Genomic DNA, 20,914 nt, shown 5'->3' with positions numbered 1-20,914 from the left:
CATTATTCAGTGAGCGCCTGCGCTCCACCCTCAACGACCCGAACAAGCGTCAATCAATGAGCGGTGGACCACACCTTCGGCATCGGGCTGGTCAGGGTTCGGTTGCGTATAGACGCGCCACTCTACAGTGTTGGCGCTGATCAGAAAAACACCGGTTGCCAGGGTGTTTTCGTTGTCCGAATCATCCGCTGCGCAACGGTAGACAGGCAGGTCCTCCCCCGAAGTGTCGCGCAGCATACTCAGCGCTACGCTGGCGTCCAGATCGCCAGGAAGCTGTTGCAGGCGCTGGTCGATACACCGCTGTCGGGCACCTGAGCTGGCGGTGATGCGCTGTTTCACCTGGTTCAACGACAGCGATACCAGGTGGTTTGAATGCCCCGCCGGCCATTGGATTTCGCTGACATTGCTGCCCTCGGCGCTGGCCTCGACACTGACGACTCGGGCGCTCCCTACCTGGCCGAAGGTGTGGTGAAACGCTCCGGCGCGATCCGTGCGGGTCACCACGGCAATGGCTTCGTCGATACTGCCGGCGTCGAGGGTCGCGCGCGCCAGGATCTGTCGAGGAATGCCGGCAGGAATGCGTGCCGGGCGAATGTTGTTGACGGTCGCCACCAGGCCGCGCTCATTGATCGCCAGTGTGTGCCCTGGCAAGGATCCTGGATAGATAAAGCTGCTGAACGCCAGCCCCGATTCGGGCGTGGCATGCAAGAGCGCGCAATGCCCCTTGAGCTGCGGCAGGCCGTCTTCGTTATGGGCGATCAGCGTACCGGCGCGGGTTGGACCGAACACTGTCGTGCAGCCGTCCACGCTCTGTTCATGTACGTAGTCACCTCGGCAATTCCACATGAACACTTCGTCAAGTGGCAGTTGCAATCCGTCGGCCAGTCCCTCGATTTCCTGCCAGTAACGGGGGAACTCGGTCCGCACCTGTTGACGCATCTGCAACGCCGCAGGGGTTTGAGCCTGCAAGGCCAGGTATTGCCAGAGTGCAAGAGGGCGTAAGTGCCCATGCACGGCGTCCCGACCGAAGACACCCAGCCCGCGACCAATCGCGAAAGCGCTTCCATCAAGGTGAATAGAGGGCAGTGTCATGGCATCTCCTCAGGATACGTGTTGCAGGAATTCCCGCAGGCGGGCACTGGGTGGGTTGGCGATCAGTTCAGCGGGGGCACCGTCCTCGGCGATGCGGCCCTTGTCGATGAAGATCAGGCGCGTGGCGACCTTGCGGGCGAAGTCCACTTCGTGGGTGACGATGACCATCGTCATGCCCTCATCCGCCAGCGACTTCATGACGGTCAGCACCTCGTGGCGCAACTCCGGGTCGAGGGCGGAAGTCGGCTCGTCGAACAGCATCAACTTGGGTTTTACTGCCAGCGCCCTGGCGATCGCCACGCGTTGCTGCTGGCCGCCCGACAGCTCGGAAGGGTAGTGATCGGCACGGTCGGCCAGGCCGACTTTGGCCAAGAGTTCGGCGGCGAGTTTCTCCGCCTCCTTGCGGCTGGCGCCGCGCACGCGCACCGGGCCAAAAGCGACGTTCTGCAGCGCGGTCATCTGTGGGAACAGATGGAACTGCTGGAACACCATGCCCGCTTCCTGGCGAATCAGGCGTTCGTCGACCTTCGGGTTATTGACCTCCAGGCCATCGACCATCAGTTGGCCGTCGGTGACTTCCTCCAGTTTGTTGATGCAGCGCAGCAGCGTCGACTTTCCCGAGCCCGAAGGACCAATGATCACCACCACTTCGCCGCTGGCGATCTTGAGGTTGATGTCGTGCAACACTTGGGTGCTGCCGAAGTGCTTGGAAACACCTTTGAACTCAATCATAGGATTTTCAGCCTCGATTCCATGCGCCGCAGGACATAGCTCAGCACCAGGGTAATGATCAGATAGATGACGGCAACTGCAGACCAGATCTCCATGGCGCGGAAATTACCGGCGATGACTTCCTGGCCCTGGCGCGTCAGTTCGGCGACGCCGATGACAATGAACAGCGACGTATCCTTGATGCTGACAATCCACTGGTTGCCCAGCGCCGGGATCATGCGTCGAAACGCCAGCGGTGCGATGACGTAGCGCAGCGTATCGCGCTTGGACAACCCCAGCGCCAGCCCCGCTTCGCGAAAGCCACGGTGGATCGACAGCACCGCACCACGGGTGATCTCAGCGATGTAGGCCCCGGAGTTGAGCATGATGGTCACCACGGCTGCGGTGAAAGGGTCGATGCGCACCGGAACCATCATGGGCAAGGCGAAGTAGATAAACATCACCTGCACCATGATCGGCGTGCCACGGATCAGTTCAATGAACACAAGCGCAACGCGGCTGCTGAAAAAACCGCCGTAGGCGCGGGCAAAGCCCGCGACCACGCCGATCACGGCACCACCGATCAGACCCAGGATCGAAATCCACAAGGTCAGCTTGGCGCCTTCGAGCAGTACCGGCAGCGCATCCCAAATGGCGCTCCATTGGAAATGCATGCTGAATTCTCTATTGATGAAGGGCGGGAGTTATTTCGGGTCAGTGCCGAACCATTTGCGGTAGATCTGCGCATAGGTACCGTTTTCACGGATCTTTTTCAGCGCGGCGTTGACCGGTTCACGCAGTTCGCTGCCTTTTGGGAAGCCGATGCCGTACTGCTGGGCGAGCATCTGCTGGCCGACCGCTTTTACCTGGCCTTCGCCGGCTGTCTTGATGTAGTACAGGACGTTCGGCGTATCGTGCATGGCGGCGTCGACACGGCCAGTGCGCAATTCAAGGTAGGCATTGTCGATATTGGGGAACTGACGCAGGTCGCTGGCCTTCAGGTTGGCCTTGGCATAATCCGCCGCCGACGTACCGCTTTTCACCGCCAGGGTCTTGCCGGCGATGTCCGCCTCACCTTTGATCGTGTCGTTGTCGCTCTTGACCATTAGGAGAAAGCCGCTGTCGTAGTAGCCGTCGGAAAAATCGATGGCTTGCTTGCGCTCTTCCTTAATGGTGATACCGGCCAACGCCACGTCGACATTGCGGGTTTGCAGGGCAGGGATGATGCCATTGAAATCCATGGGTTTGAGCTGGTAGGTCACGCCCATTTCTTTCGCGATCGCCGCCCACAGGTCGATATCGAAACCCACGTATTCGTTGCCCTGCTTGAACTCGAAAGGCACGAATGCCGTATCGGTGGCCACCAGCAATTCCTTGCCGGCAGCGAACGAGCTTGAGGTGGTGAGCAGTGCCATTACCGCCAGTGAGGCCTTCAGAAAGTTCTTCATGCGTGTTTTCTCTTCAGGGGGATACAAGCCCCAAGGCAAGCCTGGGGTGGTGGGGATAGCGGCAGTTTAATTTTTGAGTGATGCATCACGACCCACTCCATTTTTTTATTGTTGGCCCGGCTAGCCATCCGAGAAAGGAGGCGCACGAAACATTTGCTCTTTCGCAAAATATACATGCATTTAATTTGCATGCAACTATATTTTGCTTGTCGAGATTCAGTCAGATAGGTTGGTTTTATCCAGTAAATACTGGGTTTTATAGTGTTTTAGCCGGGTTTCCTGGTCTCGAACGTCTTGCAAAAATTAATTGCATTTAAAATCTATGCATCTATTATTTGCAAAAATATCGGGAGCGTCACCATGAGCCACGTCTTTCATCGCAGCCTTACACAGAGCTACCCAATGGCCGTCCGGGGCGAAGGGCCTTATCTGATCGACAGCGACAACCGTCGCTACCTGGATGCCAGCGGTGGGGCGGCGGTGTCATGCCTGGGCCATAGCGACCCCCAGGTGATCGAAGCCGTGCGTCAACAGGTGGGGCAGTTGGCCTACGCACACACTTCGTTCTTCACCACCCAGGTCATGGAAGAACTGGCGGATTTCCTGGTTGCCCGCGCACCCGAAGGTATTGCCTCGGTGTACTTCGTCTCGGGTGGGTCCGAAGCGATAGAAGCGGCATTGAAATTGGCCCGCCAGTATTTCATCGAGGTGGGCCAGCCTCAGCGCAAGCACTTGATCGCCCGTCGCCAGAGCTACCACGGCAATACCCTCGGGGCATTGGCCACCGGTGGCAATGAGTGGCGGCGCAGGCAGTTTGAACCGCTGCTGATTGGCGTGAGCCATGTCAGCCCGTGCTATGCCTACCGCGAGCAACAACCGGGCGAAACCGTTGAGGCCATGGGTGTGCGCCTGGCGGCAGAGTTGGAGGCGGAGATCCTGCGGCTGGGGGCTGAAAATGTCATGGCGTTTGTGGCCGAGCCCGTCGTAGGGGCGACGCTGGGTGCCGTGGTCGCAGTGCCAGGCTACTTCAAGCGCATTCGCGAGGTGTGCGACCGCTACGGGGTGTTGCTGATCCTTGATGAGGTCATGTGCGGCATGGGCCGTACCGGAACCCTGTTTGCCGCCGAGCAGGAGGGCATCACCGCTGACCTGATCACCATCGCCAAAGGCCTGGGCGCGGGCTACCAGCCGATAGGTGCAACGTTGGTGAGTCAGAGAATCCGTGACGCCATTGCGGCGGGCTCAGGGTTTTTCCAGCATGGTCACACCTATATCGGCCACGCCACCGCCTGCGCGGCCGCACTGGCGGTGCAGAAAGCCATCGAGTCCCGCGGCTTGCTGGACCGGGTCAACCACTTGGGCGCAGGTCTGCGTGAACGTCTGCTGGCGCAGTTGGGCGAGCATCCGCATGTGGGTGAGATTCGCGGGCGCGGGTTATTCCAGGGCATTGAGTTGGTTGCCGACCGAGCCAGCAAGACCCCGTTCGACCCCGCGCTCAAGCTGCACGCCAAACTCAAGCAGTCCGCCATGGCGGCAGGCCTGATGTGCTACCCGATGGGGGGCACGGTGGATGGGTTGCGGGGCGATCATATCCTGCTGGCGCCGCCGTTCATTCTCGAGGACTGTCACTTGGATGAGATAACCGACAAACTCCTGAGTGCGGTGAACAGCACATTGAAAAGCCTCTGAGGAAATAGCGCATGACGATTCAATCGCGGCTCAGCGAATTGACTGAAGCGACCATGGACGACGCTCAGCGCGCAGTGCTCAAGGACATTCTCGCGGGACCACGCGGGAACCTGGACGGCCCATTCCTGGCGTGGATTCAAAGCCCGGAACTGGCCAATCATGCGCAGCGCCTGGGGGCGTTCTGTCGGTATGGCACTCGGCTCGAACTGCGCCTGACCGAACTTGCGATCCTGTTCACTGCCGCGTGGTGGCAGTCCCAGGCGGAGTGGCAGATTCATGAGCCTATCGCACGTTCGGCGGGGGTGGCTGATGCGGTGATCGAGGCGTTGCGTGAGCGGGCAGTTCCGGTCTTTACGCGTGAGGACGAGCAACTGGTCTATCGGTTAGGCAAGACGTTGTACGAGACGCGTCGAATCGACGACGCGCTGTATGCGCAGGCGATCCAAGTGTTCGGGGAGCCCGCCGTGGTCGAGCTGGTCGGGGTCTTCGGTTATTACGCCCTGGTGGCGATGACCCTGAATGTGTTTGCCGTTCGCCGTCATACCGATACACCGCTGCCATTTGTCGAACCTTGAAAGCCGAGCTCGCGGGCGCTAGCAGCGTCGTATCGCGGTTGACGCCGGCGCCGCCTCGACGTTGCCGGGCGTGGGGGTAGCACCGCGCCGCTGCAACAACTCAATCTGATCCGCCGGCACCAGCGTCCGCAAGGTCTTGTACAGCACCCGGGTTTCCAGCAGGTTCCACACCCGCAGCATGGTTTCCAGCGCGTCCAGGGGTTTGCTGATGAAGTCCCGGGCGCCCAGGGCCAGGGCGCGCAGGCGCGTGTCGCGGGTGGCGTCGGCGGTGAGCACCAGGATCGGCAGGTATTCACCCTGGGGGATGCGTCGGTGAAGCTGTTCCAGCACCGCAAAGCCGTCGAGCTCCGGCATGTGCAGGTCGAGGATCACCAGGTCCGGTTCGAAGCTGTTGAACAACTCCAGGGTGCGCAGCGGCTGGGTGCTGCTCAGCACGTTGGTCAGCCCTTCGCGCGCCAGCAGTTGCTCCACCAGGTCGAGGTTCGGGCGTTGGTCGTCGATGATCAGAATACGCAGGTCGAGGTTCACGCGGGCTCCGGAAAAGCTTGGTCGAGGTGGGCGAGAAAGGCGGGCACGTTGATCGGTTTGTTCAATACGGCAGTGGCGCCTGCTTCCTGCAACGCCTGGCGGGTAAGGTCGCTGGCGTCGGCGGTGATCATCAGCACCGGCGTGTCGCGGGTGATCGGTGACTGACGCAAGCGTTGCAGCACCTTCAAGCCATTGATGTCCGGCAGCGACACATCCAGCAGAATCAACTGGGGTGCGTGCTGCGCGGCGAGGTCCAGGCCCAGTTGGCCTTGCATGCTCGACAGCAGTCGTATGCCGGGCCGGCGTTGCAGCAGGGTTTCGATCAGCGCCAGGCTGGAGAGGTTGTCTTCGATGCACAACACCTTGCCCTGGAAGGGGCTGGCGACGGGGGCAGGGCGCTTCAATTCGGTGTCGATGACGGGGGTGGCAATCGGCTGGGATTGCGCCACGCGTGCGAATGGCAATTGCACCGTGAAGCGTGAGCCGATGCCGGGTTGGCTCTGCACGTCGAGTTGGCCGTCCATGTTTTCCAGCAGGCTTTTACTCAAAGCCAGGCCCAGGCCGCTGCCTTCCACATTTGGGTCGGCCCCCAGGCGCTCGAACGGTTTGAACAGTTGCCCCATATGATCGGCGGCGATGCCTTTGCCGGTGTCGCAGACCGACACGCTGATCCGCTGGTCGTGGATATCGACCTCAATGCTCACCTGGCCATCGCGCCGGTTGTATTTGATCGCATTGGACAGCAGGTTCAGCAGCACCTGGGTCAGACGCTGGCGGTCGGCAACGATGCCCGTATCCGCCGCCAGCGCCGGCAGTGGCTGCAACTGCACGCCCGCGTCGGTGGACATGGGCGATACCAGCGTCAACGCTTCCTGCAATGCGCTCGCCAGCGGGATCGGGCCGATATTCAACGCCAGGCTTCCGGCCTCGATCTTGGCGATATCCAACACCTCGTTGATCAGCGTGAGCAGGTGCTGGCCGGCGCGCAGAATGTGACCGACATCGGCCTTTTGCGCCTTGGGCGCGTCCATGTCCAACAACTGCGCAAAGCCCAGGATCGAGTTGAGCGGGGTGCGCAGTTCGTGGCTCATGCGCGACAGAAACTCGCTTTTGGCGCGGCTGGCGCGTTCGGCTTCCTCGCGGGCGGTGCGCAGGGCAATCTCCGCCGCACGGCGGTCGGTGATGTCGCGGGTGATCTTGGAAAAACCGCGCAGGGCGCCGGTGCCGTCGTATTGCGCCGTGATCACCACGCTGGCCCAGAACCGCGTGCCGTCCTTGCGGCAGCGCCAGCCTTCTTCGGTGTAATCGCCGTTGCGGGTGGCTTCGCGCAACGCCATGTCCGGGTGCTGCGGGCATTCCTGGGGCAGGTAGAACAGTGAGAAATGCTGGCCGATGATCTCCTGCTCGGTATAGCCCTTGATCCGCTCGGCGCCGTTGTTCCAACTGGTGACATGGCCCGCCGTGTCGAGGGCGAAGATCCCGTAGTCCTTGACCCCATCGATGATCAGCCGCAAACGTTCTTCGTTGTCGCGCAAGGCGCGTTCGCGTTCGGCCAGCAATAACCCGGCCTCCACCAGGCTGGTGCCCAACTGGCCGATCTCGTCTTTTTCCGGTGGCTGCGGCAGCAGCGGCGAGCCCAGGGCCAGGCGCTGGGCATTGCGCTGCACATTCTGCACCCGGGCGACAATGCCCTTGGACAGAAACAGCACCGCGACAATCGCGCCGAACAACCCGCAGATCGCCGCCAGCCAGGTGGACAGCAACAAGCGTTGGCGGGTTTCGGAGGCGGCGGCGCTGCGCTCGGCCAGCAACGACTCCTCAAGGGTGAGCATGGTGCTGATGTGTTGGCGCAGCGCATCGAGGATGTGCTTGTTGCTGATCAGGATGGCACTGATGGACTCCGGTGTGGCGTCCCTGTCCTTGAGCATTTCCTCCAGCCCGTCGACCTTGCCGTCGATCAACGGCTTGATCGCGCTGAGCTGCTCGCGCACCCGTTGATCGCGCACGTTGCGGTCCAGTCGGTGCAGGGCTGACTCGATCTGGGGCTTGGCGTTGAGGTAGCTGGGCAGGAAGTCTTCGCGGCGGGTGAGCAGGTAACCGCGCACACTGGCGGCGGCTTCCGCGAGCAGGGTATGCACGGCCTGAATATCGCTTTGCACGCGTAAAACACGGCGCACATCTTCTTCGGCGCGGGCGGTCTGGCGTTCCGTGGTGTAGATCAGCACCAGGGACAACAACAGCACCACCAGTGGCAGCGAAATCACCACCAGCGCCTTGCCGCGCAGCGGCAGGTCAGCCCAGCGCCTTCTCATTTGGGCCGCCTCATGCTGGCGTCACCAGGCCCAAGGCGATGCCCCTCACGGCGGCCTGGGTGCGGTCGGCCGCGCCGAGCTTGCCGATCACGCGCTCGACATGGGCCTTGGCCGTGCCGGTGGTAATGCCCAGGTGTTCGCCGATGGCCCGGTTGCTCATACCGTTGGCGACCAAACCGAGGACCTGGCGTTCCCGTGGGGTGAGCGGTTCGCTGGGGGCGGCACCGCTGGCCTGGCGTTCGGTCATGCGCCGCAACAGCCGCGCGCTGACCGCCGTGTTGAGCGCCTCGCCGCCAGCGGCCACTTGTTGCAGCGCCTGGATCACCTCGGCGCGGCTGGCATCTTTAAGCAGATAGCCCACCGCACCGGCATTCATGGCCGCCTCCAGGTACTCGGGACTGTCGTCCATGGTGAACATCACCACCTTCACCGCTGGCAGGCGTTGTTGCAGCAAGCGTGCGGCGCCCAAACCGTTGAGTCCGGGCATGCGGATGTCGAGGATGACGATGTCGGGCAGAAGCTGTTCGCACAGTTCCACCGCCTGCAGGCCATCACTGGCTTGACCGACCACTTCGAACTGCGGATGGCCGGCCAGCAGGGAGACGAAACCGGTGCGCGTGACTTCATGATCGTCCGCCAGCACCAGGCGCAAGACGTGGGTCATTGGGGTACTCCAATCAAGTGGGCTGGCACGCGCGCGTGCAGTTGGGTACCGCCGTCGACTGCGCTGACGCAGGTGAAGCTGCCGCCCAGCAGGCTGGCGCGCTCCTGCATGGTGGCGAGGCCCAGATGCTGGGCGTCATCGAGGGATGGCGCCGAGGTGAAGCCTTTGCCGTTGTCGTCCAGCCGCAGGGATGCCTGGCCGTCGTGCAGCGCCAGGGTCAGCTGCACCCGACTGGCGCGCGCATGCTTGAGCACATTGTTGATGGCTTCCTGGCCAATGCGGAACAAGGCGATTTCCACCTGGCTGGGTAAGCGCGTCTCACAGTGCGCCTGCCACACCACGTTGATTCCGGCGTCACGCAGGCGGTCGGCTTCTTTATCGAGGGCTTTGAACAAGCCGAAATCATCCAGCACCGTGGGACGCAGGCCGGCGATCAGTTGCCGGCCCTCGCCAACCGAGTGTTGGGCCAGGGTAAGAATCGCCTGCAGGTCGGCGGCCAATGCCTCCGGCAGCGGCGGGCAGCGCCCGGCAAAGCCTTGCAGCCGTTGATGCAGGCCCGCCAGGGTTTGCGCCAGGCCATCGTGCAGGTCGTAGGCCACACGCTTGCGTTCGTCCTCCTGGGCGCGGAGCAAGCGGTTGACCAGGTCGGACAGGGTTTTGTCGCGCAGCTTGAGGGTGATCAGCAGACGATCGTTTTCCAGGTGGGCCGCCAGCAAGGTAGCGAGCAGTTGCAGGGATTCGCTGTCTTCGTGTTCCGGCGCCCGCAGGCTGACGCTATTGCCCAGCACCAGTACGCCAAACGCATCGCCGTCACCGGCGCGCAACGGCACTTGCAAGACGCTGGGCAAGTCCTCTGATGGGCGTTCCTGCCAACACGGTGTGCGCAGGCTGCGGTCGGCGAGGGCGGCCAGGCTGTTCAATCGCGCAGGGTTGCCGTGGCGGGCGCTGGTGTAGGCGACGCCCTCGGCGTCCCACTCCTGCAGCAGCCCGTGGTCCATCGCCAGAAACGCGCAGGCCCGGGCGAGCACGCGTTCGCGCATGGCGTCGGGGGCCAGCTGGCGCAGTTGCTGGCCGGTATCCACCAACAGGCGCAGGCGCGCCGTACGACTTTCCGATTGGCGGAAATGAGCGCGCATGGCCAAGGCGCTGCCGGGGTCATGGGGCGTGTCATGCATAGGTGATGCTCCATTGCTGCGGGCGCGAGGGGTAGCTATTAAACATGGTCGGACCCCTCGGGCGCTATCTGCCAAATGGCATAGGTAAATACCTCCGGTTGGCCGATGGCGGCCGGCGGGCAGGTTGGCAAAGTGGCCTCAACGACGACCACTGGAGTAACGCCATGAAATTCAAGATCGCCCCAATCGCCCTGATGTTTGCCCTGAGCGTACCGTTTGTTCACGCCGCCGAGACGGCCCCGTATGTCTACCGTGAAGTGGCCCAGGCGCCGGCCAATGTGAAAGACCGCGAGATTGCCGGTTTATTCGACCGCTGGAACAGCGCCTTGCAGACCGGCAACGTGAAATCCGTGGTCGACCTGTACGCGCCGGGTGCGGTGTTGCAGCCGACCGTGTCCAACCAGGTGCGTACGACGCCGGAGCAGATCACCGACTATTTCGACCACTTCCTGGCGCTCAAGCCGGTGGGGCAGATCAACTACCGCGAGATCCGCCAACTGGGCAGTAACGTGGCCATGGACAGTGGTGTCTACACCTTCACCCTGACCGAGTCGGACGGCAAGGTGCGCCATGTGCAGGCACGCTACACCTTCGTCTATGAGCAGGTGGGTGGCCAGTGGAAAATTCTTAACCATCACTCTTCGGCGATGCCTGAGGTACAGGCCAAGCACGCTAAGCAGTAATGGTTGGAGGAAAAATGCCCATCCCTTGGCCGGGGGTGGGCATTTTTTTGTTGTGGCTGGGAGATTGTTGCTGTGACGGATCCGCAGCCTGGCGACATTTGACTGATTGTCTCCGATCCAAATGTGGGAGGGGGGCACCACCTCTTCGACGCAGCGCTGTCGCCCAGTAAACTGGAACCTCTGTGGCGAGTGGGCTTGTCCCGCGTTGGGGTGCGAAGCGCCCCTGATGAATACGAATGCGGTGTGTCAAGCACGCCTCTGCGCCTGGTTTTGGGGCTGCTGCGCAGCCCAACGCGGGACAAGCCCGCTCGCCACAACAGCGCTGTCTGTCGGGCGTTCAGCGTTGAGCCAAAGTTGTGTAGATACCCGTGCCCCGATGGCGGCTTTACAGCCGACCAGGATATTGGATCAGACCGAATACATATCCGTTGCTGCGGTAACGGCCACTTAGGGTTCCGCTCTTACAGCGGGTCACTTTTGGAAAAGAGCCCCAAAAGTAACCAAAAGGGCTCTTGCCCCACCACTCGGCACCTCGCCAAGGCTCGGTGTGCCCGTAATCCGACAGTGATGTGGGGGGCCGCCGCCACGCGCCATCCATGGCGCGGGGCGGCTAAACCGGCATCCCTGCCGGTTTACCCCCCAAATCACTATCGGATTCCGGCCAGCGTGGTTAACGGGGCGCCTGAGATCAAGATCAAGATCTACAGCAAGAGCAAGAGCGGCTCGCTTCGCATCGTGGTTAGCGCGGCTTTTTTGCCGGTCTGGCTCTTTGGGCTTGTGTGCTCTCACCCATTCAGAAGTCCAGCGTCACCCCGCTATACAGCGCACGTCCGTCACCCGGGGAGTGCAGCGACGCTTTGGCACCGTCCGGGTCATACCAGGCGTATTCGTAGTAGCGGTTGGTGAGGTTTTTCAGTTGCAGGTCGACACTGAGCGACTCCGTCACCTGGTAGGTCGCGCCCAGGTTCATCAATACGTAGCCGCCGTAAGTTCCCTGAGTGTTCTCGCGTTCCAGGTAGTAGTGGGTCTGGCCGCTCATCCAGGCGGTCAGTTGCAGGGCTGGCGTGGCCTTGAAGCTGATGCCGGCGTTGTACAGGTGATGGGGGATGTGGTCGATTTCCTGGCCTTTGCTGTTGGGCAGCGTCGCGCTGGGTTGGAGGATTTTCGAGTATTGCCAGGCATAGGCCAGCCAGATCTCGGTGCGCTCATTCGGGTGCAGGTTCAACTGCGCGTCGTAACCCCAGCGGCGGGTTTCGCCGACGTTGTCCGACTCGCCGCTGGGGTCGTTGAGTCGGCGGCTGACTTCGCCACTGGCCTGCTGTTGCCAGTACGCCACACGCCCGTCGATCCAATCGGCGGGGGTGAATTTGATCCCGGTTTCCCAACCGTCGTTGATGGACGGCGCCAGGTCGGTGTCCCTGGGCGGAATCTTGTAGGCCGCCGCGCCAGTGCCGACCTGGAACGTGCGCCCCCAGTTGGCGTACACGCTGGCCACGTCCCAGGGTGAGTACACCACGCTGAGTTTGGGTTGCTTGATCAGCCCGTAGTCGTTGATGTCGTAGTCCTGGCCGGTCATTTCGTTGGTGAAGCTGCCCTGGATCTTGTCGACGCGATACGCCGGGATGATCTTCAACGACTCGAACGGCTTGATCTCGGCCTGCACATAGGCGCCGTAGGTGTCGAAGTCGAACTGCTGGTCGCGGGTTTGTGCCAGGCGCGCGCGGTCGAGGGTGCGGTAGCGCTCGCTTTTGTTCTGTTGCTGTTGGGTATCGGCGCCGCCTTCCAGGGCGAAGTCATACAGCCAACTGACTTGCGGGCGCCAGGTCAGGGACGTGAGGGCGCCGTACTGGGTTTCGTAGGCGTCGCGCTCCTGTTGGGCACTGGTGCGCCAGTACTGGGTCCAGCGTCGGTCATCGAACGTGTTGACGTAGGTTTTCGCCGACCAGGCAAGGGTGTCGGCCAGGTCGGTGTCGAAGTGCACACTGACTTGGTTCATCCGGCGGGTGCCTTTGTCGGTGGCGTTGTAGCGGTTGGTCATTTTGGGGTGCTGGCGGGCATCCTCTTCAGTCAAATAGCCCGGCTCCTGGGCCTCGGTTTCATAGTGACGGGCGATCAGTCCGAGGCGGTAGCTGTTGTCGTCCGGGGTGTAGAACCACTTGCCGGACATCGAGAATTTGTCCGCCTCGGCATGGTCGCGGTAGCCGTCAGACTTCTGGTAGGCGAAGAAGTAATTCTGCGTCCAATTGCTGCCCTGGATGCCTTTGGCGAACTGCGTTTCCTGGGTGTTGAAGCTGCCATAGCGCAGGCGCGCCTTGGTGTAGTCGCCGCCCGTGCGGGTGAGCATATTGACGTTGCCGGCGATGTTGTTCAGGCCATAGCGCGCATCGCTGGTGCCGCGCACCACTTCGATACTGTCCAGCTCCATGGGGAAAATCATGTCCATAAACGGCATGTTGCCGTCGTTGCTGTTGCTTGGAATACCATCGATCAGCAGCTTCACCGCATTCACTTCGCCTTCGCCGTTGAAGCCGCGAAAGGAGATCTTGCCGGAGGTGGTGCCCTGATTGAACTCGGTGAGCATCACCCCCGGCGCACGGCTGAACAGCTCCCAGCTGTAGTTGACCGGCATTTTTTCGAGGATATCGGCGCCGAGAATATCCACCGAGCTGAGCACGCTGGCGGTGCTCAACGGGCCGCTGGCGCCGCTTGCGCCCTGGACGGTGACGGTGCCGAGGGTCAGGGCCGAGTCTTCGCTTTTGCTGGCTTGGGCAAGTGCCGAAGATAACGGGTTGAGGGCGAACAGGCCGGCTGAAATCAGCGGCCACAGGCGACGGGACACGGAGTGACGCTGCGCACGAGGCGCAGTAAAGGGAGCAGGCATGGAACACTTCCTGATGACCAAAAACTTCAAGGACGTTTCAGCCATCCCCGGGAGGTGGCCGAACACGTAAGGTTTGGGGCGATCAGGCGATAGGAGAGGCGCGCGGGTTCAGGTTCGGCCAACGCACCTTGGGTTGCAGCGTCGGCAGCAACGGGTTGTCGAGGGCGATATCGGGTGTATAGCGCGGCAGCAGATGACGGTAGTGGCTGGAGGGCAGGGCGGCCAAGCCGGCATGGCCACAGCAGCAATCGCCGTGCTTCATGGCGGTGGGTGCCGGGGCCGACTGCGACGGGTCGATCAGCTTGGCAAAGCCTGGCGGCAGGGCTTGCGAGGCGCCGCCGGTGCAGAAACCACCCCACAGCATCAGGCCGATGTCCGGCGTTTGCAGGGCACGGCTCAGCGGCATGGCCAGCATGTTGAGCAACAGGGCCAGGCAGGCGATCCAGGGGCTGATCCGTTTGAACATAGCCATCGACGCAATCGACGCAAAAGGGCGGGTATTTAGCCGCAGTTCTGGCACGAAGTAAAACGCGCTATTTTGCCGCAGGCCGGGCGACCGAGCGCGGTGTTGGTGGCGCAACAGCGGTTCAATAAAGTGTTCGATTCTCCTGGCGGTGAAGGGTGACTGGTACAGCGCCAACCCTCGAAATGAGGGGCTTATAGGCTTGGCATGAATTGTGTTGTGACCCGATTGGCGCTGACCCGACAACGGGAGGGAAACCTCACCTTTCATAAGAAACCGAACCCATGCACAACGTCTTGCAACGCACAGTCATCGCCAGCCTGCTGGCACTCGGCGTCTTCGGCGGGCCTGTTGCCCAGGCCGCCAACGATCAACAGTTCATCCCGCTGGCCACCTACCGGGTCGGCGCCTACGCTTCCAGCGGTATTCCGTGGTGGGCGGGGGAGATTGATTACTTTCGCTACATCAACGAGGTCGAAGGCGGCGTGAACGGCGTCAAGCTGGTCTGGCAGGAATGCGAGACGGAGTGGAAGACCGACCGCATCATTGAATGCTACGAGCGCTACAAAGGCGGCCTGGACGGCGCGCCCACCGGGTTCTTTTTCACCCACAGCACCCCGGCCTCCTATGCACTGATGGACCGCGCCGCCGTTGACCACATCCCGCTGATCGACGGCGCCGGTGGGCGTACCGAATCCACCGATGGCCGCGTGTTCCCTTACGCGTTCCCGCTGTTGCTCAACTACTACGGCCAGGCGTCGGTGGGCATCAACTACATCGCCCAGCGCGAAGGCGGCCTGGACAAGCTCAAGGGCAAGAAGATCGTCACCGTCTACCACGACTCCGCCTACGGCCGCGAAACCCAGGCGGCCATGCAGTTGCTCGCGCAAAAGTATGGCTTCGAGAACATCCAGATCCCCGTGGCCGATCCCGGCAACGAGCAGTCGACCCAATGGCGCCAGGTACGCCAGATCAACCCGGACTGGGTGTTCCTGCGCACGTGGGGCGTGTCCACCCCGGTCGGCATCAAGACCGCCGTGCGTTTTGGCATCCCCGTGGACCGCCTGATCGGTGATGTATGGGCCGGCTCCGAAGCCGACGTGATACCCGCCGGCACCGCTGCCAAGGGCTACCAGGCGCTGGCGCCGTTCCCCGGTGGCGACAGCTTCGAGATCCATAAAAAGCTCAAGCAGTTCATCCTCGATCCCGGCAAGAGCAACCTCAAGGACCTCAGCTACTTCGGCAAGGTCTACTACAACATCGGCCTGATCAACGCCGCGATTGCTGTCGAAGCGCTGCGCACCGGCCAGGCCAAATTCGGCAACCGCGCGCTGAACGGCGAGGAAACCCGCTGGGCGTTCGAACACCTGAATATCGACGCTGCACGCCTCAAGGCCATGGGCTTCGAAGGGCTGTTGGCGCCGTTGACATTGTCCTGCGCCGACCATGAAGGCGGCGGGTCCGCCCGGGTGCGGCAGTGGGATGGGCAAAAGTGGGTGCTGGTGACCGACTGGCTGCAAGCCGACCGCGCCACGTTGCGCCCATTGATCGAAGCCAAGTCCGCCGCGTATGCCCAGGAGAAGGGCATCGTGGCGCGGGACTGCTCGGCGCAGTAAATCTCAGGCGGCGCTTGCCGTAAGTTGCCGGCCAGGGATGGCGGCAATCAGTTCACGGGTGTAGTCGCTGGCCGGCTGGTTGAAGATCTGCGCCACCGAGCCTTGCTCAACCACGCGGCCATTGCGCAGCACCAGCACCTCATGGGCGAAGTTGGCCACCACTGACAAGTCGTGGGACACCAGCACGTAGGCAATGCCCATCTCCCGTTGCAGCTCTTGCAGCAAGTCGAGAATACGCGCCTGCACCGACACATCCAGGGCGCTGACCGGTTCATCCAGCAACAGCAGGTCGGGTTTCAACGCCAAGGCCCTGGCGATGGCGACCCGTTGGCACTGCCCACCCGACAGTTCACGGGGCAGACGATCCAGAAAGCTCACCGGCAGGTGCACGCGGCTGATCAACTCCCGCGCTGCCTGCTCCAGGGCGGCGCCCTTGAGCAAGCCGAACGAGACCAGCGGCTCCACAATGCTGTCGAATACCGTGAAGCGTGGGTCCAGCGCTGCGAAGGGGTTTTGTTGCACCAGTTGCAGGCGTTGGCGCAGTGGGCGGAAGTCGCGCCAACTGAGGTCGGTGACGTCCTGTTGTTCGAACCAGACCCGTCCCTGGCTGGGTTTGTCCAGGCCCAGGGCGATGCGCAGCGCCGTGCTCTTGCCCGAGCCGGACTCGCCGACGATGGCCAGGGTCTGGCCGGGGTACACCTCCAGGCTCAGATCCTCCAAGGCCACGAACGTAGAAGCTTCGCCCTTGACCTTGGGCAGGGCAAAGGTCTTGCCGACGTTGTGCAGGCGCAGGATCGGCTGGTGCCCGATGTCGAGGTTGATCAATGGCTCACGCCGCTTGGCGAAGGCGGGAGCGGCGGCAATCAGCGCGCGGGTGTAATCGTGGCTGGGGCGCGCGAGGATCTGCCGTGGCGGTCCTTGTTCGACCACTTCGCCCTGTTGCATCACCAGGACGCGGTCGGCACGGTCGAGGGCTACGCCCAGGTCATGGGTGATGATCAGCAGGGAAATGCCACGCTCACTGACCAAACGCTGCAAGTGGTCGAGGATCTTGCGCTGCACCGTCACATCGAGGGCGCTGGTGGGCTCGTCGGCGATGATCAGGCGCGGGTTGCCAGCCAGGGCGATGGCGATCAGCACGCGCTGGCGCATGCCGCCGGAAAGCTCATGGGGATACTGGCGTGCGCGCAGTACCGGCTTGTCGATGCCCACCTGTTGCAGCAGCTCGACAATGTCGGCGTCGACAGCCGGGTAGCGTTTGCCCTTGGCGAGTATCAGCGCCTCGGCAATTTGCTGGCCGATGCGCAGGGTCGGATTGAGGCTGACCATCGGGTCTTGGGGCACCAGGCCGATGGTGCGGCCACGCAAAGTGCGTTTCTGGCGTTCGCTGGCGTGGGTCAGGTCGGTGCCGTCGACCCACAGCTCGCCGGCGCTGATCTGCGCGTTAACGGGCAGCAGGCCGAGAATGGCGTTGGCCAGGGTCGTCTTGCCAGAGCCGGATTCACCGACAATCGCCAGCGTCTCGCCTTGGGCGAGGGTCAGTGACAGGCGATTGACCGCCGTATGGCCGTGTCCATAGCTGACACTGAGGTGGCGAACATCGACTAATGGGGGCAGGGCGCTCATCGCTGCATCTCCTCGAACGTGCGGGCAATATGGTTAAGGCTGAACACCACGGCGACCAGGAACAGGCCAGGCAATAACGAGACCCACGGCGCAGTGATCAGGAAGTGCCGGCCGTTGGCAATCAACGTGCCCCATTCCGCCGCCGGTGGTGCTGCGCCGAAACCGAGAAAACTCAGGCCGGCGGTGGCAAGGATCGCCGCGCCGAAATCCAGGGTGGCCAACACCGCCACCGGGCCCCAGGCGTTGGGCAGAATGTGCCGCAACAAGGTGCGGCCCCAACTGGCACCGCCCAGGCGAGCGGCTTCGACATAGGGCAGGGTTTTCACCCGCAGCACTTCGGCGCGGGTGGTGCGGGCAAAGCCCGGAATGATGCCGATGCCCACGGCAATCGCCACGGGCACCGTACCGAAGCCGATGGCCGTGACAATCGCCAGGGCCAGCAGCAGGCCGGGCAGGGCGAGCAGCACATCGACAAAGCGCATGATCACCGCATCGATACGGCCACCGGCAAACCCGGACAAAATGCCCAGCCCCAGCCCGCCCACCAGTGCGATGCCGACGGCCAGGGAGGCGGCCAGCACTGACAGGCTGGCGCCGTACACCACGCGGGTGAACAGGTCGCGGCCCAGCTCATCGGTGCCGAACCAGTGGGTCAGGTTGGGGGCGCTGAGTTTGGCGGCGGGCGCGGTGGCGTAAGGGTCGAAGCTGCTCAGCAACTGCGGCGTCACGGCGGCGACCAGCGAGAACAGCACCACCAGCACCGCCAGGCTGAACCCTGGCCGGCGCAGCAATGGCAAGAGTGTCGCCGTCGCGCGTTGCCAGGGGCTGCGGCGGCGCCAGAGTGTTTCGCTGCGGCTCAGTTTCTGGGTAAGCGTCGTCATGGTCTAGGACACCTTTGGCGTGTGGGAGATGCGCGGGTCGAGCCACGGATACAACAGGTCCACCAGCAGGTTCACCAGGACAAATGCCGCCGCCGAAACTGCGACGATGGCCAGCACCACCGGAATGTCCTGGCGCAACACCGCCTCCTGGGCCAGGCGGCCGATGCCGGAGCGGGCGAAGATGGTTTCCACCAGCACCGCACCGGACACGGTGTTACCCACCTGCAGGCCGATCAGGGTGAGGATCGGCAGCGCCGCATTCCTGAAGGCGTGGCGGGCCTGCACCTGGCCCCGGCTCAGGCCCTTGGCGTAGGCGGTGACGATATAGGACTCCTTCCACACGCCCTGGAAGCTGCGTTGCAGCACCTGGGCGTACACCGCGGCGCTCGGAATCGCCAGGGTGACTGCCGGCAGCACCAGACTTTCGAAGCCCTTGCTGCCGGTGGCGGGAAACCAGCCCAGGCCAAATGCAAACACCTGGATCAGCAGCAAGCCCATCCAGAACACCGGCACCGAAAAGCCCAGGGACGGCAAGCGCGCCAGGGCTTTTTTCAACGGTTGCCAGCGGATGTACGCGGTGAGGTAAGCCAGGCCGATACCGCCGAGCAGCGACAGCACAATCGCCAGGCCGGCCAGGGACAGCGTCTGGGGCAGGCGTTCGGCGAGTAACTCGGCCACCGGGCGATTGAGCGACAGTGACTGCCCGAAATCACCGTGCAGTGCACCCAGGAGCAGGTCGATATATTGCTCGAACAGGCCTTTATCCAGCCCGTAGTAGGCGCGCGCCTTGGCCAGGTCTTCCACCGACAGGGCGTCGGCTTCCATACCGGACGCACTGAGCATGATCGACAAGGTATCGCCCGGCAGCAGATAGAGGATGAAGTAGGTGATGCTATAGGCCCCCCATAGCACCAGCAGCGCCTGGCCGACCCGGCCGATCAGGTAGCGGCTCATGGCGTGCCGACCTCGATGTCACCCAACAGGGCAAAGCCTTCGGCGGTCCAGCGGAAGTTTTTCACTTTGGGCGACGTCGCGGCCTGCCACACGCGCTCATACACCGGGAACGCCGAGCCTTCGTCGATCAGCAGGTCCTGCAGGTCGCCGTAGGCTGCCGCCCTTTGAGCGCTTTGGGTGGCGGTGATGCCGGCGTCAAACAAGCCCTTGGCGCGCTCAAGCACGTGTGGCTCAAAGATGTTCGTCGCTACGGTTGAGCTGTTGGCGGTACGTGGATCAAGGATGGTTTGCAGGATGATCGGATCGGCGCGGGTCATGTAGCTGATCGTCAGGTCGTAGTTGCCGGCGGAGTTGTTGGCGACCCATTCGGCACGCGTTACCACGCTGAGTTTTACTTCAATGCCGACCTTGCGCAGTTGGTCCTGCAGCAGCACGTCGCCTGCGGTCTCGGCCTGCATGACGTTGTAGTTCAGGCTCAGGCGCTTACCGTCCTTCTGTCGGTAGCCGTCTGCCCCTTTGGCCCAGCCGGCATTGTCCAACAGGCGCTCGGCGCCCGTCGGGTCGTAGGCGAGCTTGGCGCCCTGGCTCTTGAAGTAAGGCGTGGTCACATCAAAGATGCCGTCTACCACCGCGAACTCGTCGTTGTAGACGGTACTCGCGTAGCTCTTGCGGTCGATGGCTTTCTGCACGGCGAGACGCACCTGTTTATCGGCCAATACGCGACCGCCACGGGTGTTGGGCAACAGGTTCAGGGAGGGGCCTGGCAGCGAGCGGCTCTGGATAGTCGCGCCCTTGGATTGGAACAGTTTCAGGTCGACTTCCGAGAACGGGTTGCGTGGCCAAAGAATGTCGGCCTTGCCTTGCAGGAACAGGCCGTTACGCACGCTTTCCTCGGGGATGTAGGTGACGTCCACCGCATCCAGGTGCGCTTCGCCCTGGTTTTTCATATTCGCCGACGCCCAGGCGTAACCCTTGCGCTTGGTCAGGTGCGCGCCGACTTCCGGGGTGTAGCTGGCCAATACGAACGGGCCGGTACCGATGATCTTGCCGAGCGACCGCTCCTTGACGCTCAGCGCGTAGGAGGCCGGCGCGAGGATGGCCAGATTGGTCGTGGAGGTCGCCTGCAGGAAGCCCGCATTGGGCTTGGCGAGCACCAGCTTGACGGTGAAGTTGTCGACCACTTCGGCGTGATCGAAGCCCGCCAGGTACGTCGCGCCGAAGGTGGCCGGCAGTTCGGTAGCCAGTGCCTTGTTGCTGTCGAACGCGGTTTTCACGGCCTTGGCATCGAAGCGTTCGCCGTTGCTGAAGGTGACGTTGTCGCGCAGGTGGAAGGTGTAGGTCAACGCGTCGTCACTGACTTCCCAGCTTTTCGCCAGCCAGGGAATGATCTTGCCGGTTTCCGGGTCCTGGTCGGTGAGGGATTCGGCGATATTGCGCAGCAGCACCCGGTGTTCGAGCCAATAGACCTGGAACGGGTCGACGCTGACCAGGATGGTGTTGTCGCCAAAGAAGGCGATGTTCAGGGTCTGGCCGGCCTGGCTGTCACTGCCCGCAGGCGAGCAGGCGGCCAGGCTCAACGCCAGGACGCAAGGGGCCAATAGACGGCTCATCAAGTT

Annotated in this window: 18 protein-coding genes; 4 read left to right on the top strand and 14 right to left on the bottom strand. The window is 62.5% G+C overall.

What is annotated here, in order from left to right; translation table 11 throughout:
* Positions 1-30: 30 nt before the first annotated feature.
* The 4 genes from J1G35_RS02760 to glnH are packed head-to-tail and all read right to left on the bottom strand — an operon-like array spanning position 31 to position 3,251.
* Positions 31-1,092: a C45 family peptidase gene (locus J1G35_RS02760; RefSeq protein ID WP_223013329.1), complete on the bottom strand. Its 1,062-nt coding sequence runs from the start codon at positions 1,090-1,092 to the stop codon at positions 31-33.
* Positions 1,093-1,101: 9 nt separating this feature from the next.
* Complete coding sequence (gene glnQ / locus J1G35_RS02755) at positions 1,102-1,824, bottom strand: glutamine ABC transporter ATP-binding protein GlnQ (RefSeq protein WP_053138946.1); 723 nt, start codon at positions 1,822-1,824, stop codon at positions 1,102-1,104.
* Positions 1,821-2,477 (bottom strand): glutamine ABC transporter permease GlnP, encoded by a 657-nt coding sequence (glnP, locus tag J1G35_RS02750; protein ID WP_053138949.1) that lies wholly within the window; start codon positions 2,475-2,477, stop codon positions 1,821-1,823. The genes glnQ and glnP overlap by 4 nt, the downstream gene beginning before the upstream one ends.
* A 30-nt stretch (positions 2,478-2,507) precedes the next feature.
* Entirely contained in the window at positions 2,508-3,251 is a 744-nt protein-coding gene (glnH, locus tag J1G35_RS02745) for a glutamine ABC transporter substrate-binding protein GlnH (protein ID WP_027605668.1), read from the bottom strand.
* A 360-nt stretch (positions 3,252-3,611) separates the two neighbouring features.
* Here glnH and J1G35_RS02740 point away from each other — a divergent pair, with 360 nt between their 5' ends.
* Together J1G35_RS02740 and J1G35_RS02735 are read left to right on the top strand one after the other, a co-directional pair.
* Positions 3,612-4,940 (top strand): aspartate aminotransferase family protein, encoded by a 1,329-nt coding sequence (locus J1G35_RS02740; protein WP_053138953.1) that lies wholly within the window; start codon positions 3,612-3,614, stop codon positions 4,938-4,940.
* Between the two features lie 11 nt (positions 4,941-4,951).
* The gene (locus J1G35_RS02735; protein ID WP_223013327.1) at positions 4,952-5,515 is read left to right on the top strand and encodes a carboxymuconolactone decarboxylase family protein; all 564 of its coding nucleotides are present in this window, start codon (positions 4,952-4,954) and stop codon (positions 5,513-5,515) included.
* 18 nt (positions 5,516-5,533) lie between these two features.
* On the opposite strand, the gene J1G35_RS02730 is transcribed toward J1G35_RS02735, so the two are convergent.
* The 4 genes from J1G35_RS02730 to J1G35_RS02715 are packed head-to-tail and all read right to left on the bottom strand — an operon-like array spanning position 5,534 to position 10,194.
* Entirely contained in the window at positions 5,534-6,043 is a 510-nt protein-coding gene (locus J1G35_RS02730) for a response regulator (RefSeq protein WP_053138957.1), read from the bottom strand.
* The gene (locus J1G35_RS02725) at positions 6,040-8,355 is read right to left on the bottom strand and encodes an ATP-binding protein (protein WP_223013325.1); all 2,316 of its coding nucleotides are present in this window, start codon (positions 8,353-8,355) and stop codon (positions 6,040-6,042) included. The genes J1G35_RS02730 and J1G35_RS02725 overlap by 4 nt, the downstream gene beginning before the upstream one ends.
* A gap of 10 nt (positions 8,356-8,365) precedes the next feature.
* A complete protein-coding gene (locus J1G35_RS02720) occupies positions 8,366-9,019 on the bottom strand; it encodes a response regulator transcription factor (protein ID WP_053138962.1) in 654 nt (217 codons plus the stop codon).
* The gene (locus J1G35_RS02715) at positions 9,016-10,194 is read right to left on the bottom strand and encodes a sensor histidine kinase (RefSeq protein ID WP_223013324.1); all 1,179 of its coding nucleotides are present in this window, start codon (positions 10,192-10,194) and stop codon (positions 9,016-9,018) included. The genes J1G35_RS02720 and J1G35_RS02715 overlap by 4 nt, the downstream gene beginning before the upstream one ends.
* A gap of 164 nt (positions 10,195-10,358) precedes the next feature.
* Between J1G35_RS02715 and J1G35_RS02710 the strand changes: the two genes are divergently transcribed.
* A complete protein-coding gene (locus tag J1G35_RS02710) occupies positions 10,359-10,877 on the top strand; it encodes an SgcJ/EcaC family oxidoreductase (RefSeq protein ID WP_053138965.1) in 519 nt (172 codons plus the stop codon).
* A gap of 793 nt (positions 10,878-11,670) precedes the next feature.
* Here the strand turns inward: J1G35_RS02710 and J1G35_RS02705 are convergent.
* Both J1G35_RS02705 and J1G35_RS02700 read right to left on the bottom strand, forming a co-directional pair.
* Positions 11,671-13,758 (bottom strand): TonB-dependent receptor, encoded by a 2,088-nt coding sequence (locus J1G35_RS02705; protein WP_223013321.1) that lies wholly within the window; start codon positions 13,756-13,758, stop codon positions 11,671-11,673.
* An 82-nt stretch (positions 13,759-13,840) separates the two neighbouring features.
* On the bottom strand, positions 13,841-14,230 hold the full coding sequence (locus J1G35_RS02700) for a DUF2946 family protein (protein WP_053138967.1): 390 nt from the start codon (positions 14,228-14,230) through the stop codon (positions 13,841-13,843).
* A gap of 275 nt (positions 14,231-14,505) precedes the next feature.
* Here J1G35_RS02700 and J1G35_RS02695 point away from each other — a divergent pair, with 275 nt between their 5' ends.
* A complete protein-coding gene (locus tag J1G35_RS02695; RefSeq protein ID WP_223013319.1) occupies positions 14,506-15,837 on the top strand; it encodes an ABC transporter substrate-binding protein in 1,332 nt (443 codons plus the stop codon).
* Between the two features lie 3 nt (positions 15,838-15,840).
* Here the strand turns inward: J1G35_RS02695 and J1G35_RS02690 are convergent, their stop codons facing one another.
* Genes J1G35_RS02690 through J1G35_RS02675 form a run of 4 tightly spaced genes read right to left on the bottom strand, consistent with a single transcriptional unit; the run spans position 15,841 to position 20,908 of the window.
* Entirely contained in the window at positions 15,841-17,463 is a 1,623-nt protein-coding gene (locus tag J1G35_RS02690; protein WP_223013317.1) for an ABC transporter ATP-binding protein, read from the bottom strand.
* On the bottom strand, positions 17,460-18,344 hold the full coding sequence (locus J1G35_RS02685) for an ABC transporter permease (protein ID WP_223013315.1): 885 nt from the start codon (positions 18,342-18,344) through the stop codon (positions 17,460-17,462). Before J1G35_RS02685 ends, J1G35_RS02690 begins: the two co-directional genes overlap by 4 nt.
* Before the next feature lie 3 nt (positions 18,345-18,347).
* Complete coding sequence (locus J1G35_RS02680) at positions 18,348-19,298, bottom strand: ABC transporter permease (RefSeq protein WP_053138972.1); 951 nt, start codon at positions 19,296-19,298, stop codon at positions 18,348-18,350.
* Positions 19,295-20,908 carry an ABC transporter substrate-binding protein gene (locus J1G35_RS02675; protein WP_223013449.1) on the bottom strand — a complete coding sequence of 538 codons (1,614 nt, stop codon included), beginning with the start codon at positions 20,906-20,908 and terminating at the stop codon, positions 19,295-19,297. The genes J1G35_RS02680 and J1G35_RS02675 overlap by 4 nt, the downstream gene beginning before the upstream one ends.
* Positions 20,909-20,914: the final 6 nt, after the last annotated feature.

The sequence above is a fragment of the Pseudomonas sp. SH10-3B genome, from assembly GCF_019891415.1.
Classification (GTDB): domain Bacteria; phylum Pseudomonadota; class Gammaproteobacteria; order Pseudomonadales; family Pseudomonadaceae; genus Aquipseudomonas.
Note: the sequence above shows the minus strand (reverse complement) of the source record. Positions and strands in the feature narration are given on the sequence as shown.

Coding starts and splice junctions, on each gene's coding strand:
- J1G35_RS02710 (WP_053138965.1), top strand. CDS start 10,359: ATGAAATTCAAGATCGCCCCAATCGCCCTGATGTTTGCCCTGAGCGTA.
- J1G35_RS02725 (WP_223013325.1), bottom strand. CDS start 8,355: ATGAGAAGGCGCTGGGCTGACCTGCCGCTGCGCGGCAAGGCGCTGGTG.
- glnP (WP_053138949.1), bottom strand. CDS start 2,477: ATGCATTTCCAATGGAGCGCCATTTGGGATGCGCTGCCGGTACTGCTC.
- J1G35_RS02715 (WP_223013324.1), bottom strand. CDS start 10,194: ATGCATGACACGCCCCATGACCCCGGCAGCGCCTTGGCCATGCGCGCT.
- J1G35_RS02705 (WP_223013321.1), bottom strand. CDS start 13,758: ATGCCTGCTCCCTTTACTGCGCCTCGTGCGCAGCGTCACTCCGTGTCC.
- J1G35_RS02695 (WP_223013319.1), top strand. CDS start 14,506: ATGCACAACGTCTTGCAACGCACAGTCATCGCCAGCCTGCTGGCACTC.
- J1G35_RS02700 (WP_053138967.1), bottom strand. CDS start 14,230: ATGGCTATGTTCAAACGGATCAGCCCCTGGATCGCCTGCCTGGCCCTG.
- glnQ (WP_053138946.1), bottom strand. CDS start 1,824: ATGATTGAGTTCAAAGGTGTTTCCAAGCACTTCGGCAGCACCCAAGTG.
- J1G35_RS02735 (WP_223013327.1), top strand. CDS start 4,952: ATGACGATTCAATCGCGGCTCAGCGAATTGACTGAAGCGACCATGGAC.
- J1G35_RS02675 (WP_223013449.1), bottom strand. CDS start 20,908: ATGAGCCGTCTATTGGCCCCTTGCGTCCTGGCGTTGAGCCTGGCCGCC.
- J1G35_RS02740 (WP_053138953.1), top strand. CDS start 3,612: ATGAGCCACGTCTTTCATCGCAGCCTTACACAGAGCTACCCAATGGCC.
- J1G35_RS02685 (WP_223013315.1), bottom strand. CDS start 18,344: ATGACGACGCTTACCCAGAAACTGAGCCGCAGCGAAACACTCTGGCGC.
- J1G35_RS02680 (WP_053138972.1), bottom strand. CDS start 19,298: ATGAGCCGCTACCTGATCGGCCGGGTCGGCCAGGCGCTGCTGGTGCTA.
- J1G35_RS02720 (WP_053138962.1), bottom strand. CDS start 9,019: ATGACCCACGTCTTGCGCCTGGTGCTGGCGGACGATCATGAAGTCACG.
- J1G35_RS02690 (WP_223013317.1), bottom strand. CDS start 17,463: ATGAGCGCCCTGCCCCCATTAGTCGATGTTCGCCACCTCAGTGTCAGC.
- glnH (WP_027605668.1), bottom strand. CDS start 3,251: ATGAAGAACTTTCTGAAGGCCTCACTGGCGGTAATGGCACTGCTCACC.
- J1G35_RS02760 (WP_223013329.1), bottom strand. CDS start 1,092: ATGACACTGCCCTCTATTCACCTTGATGGAAGCGCTTTCGCGATTGGT.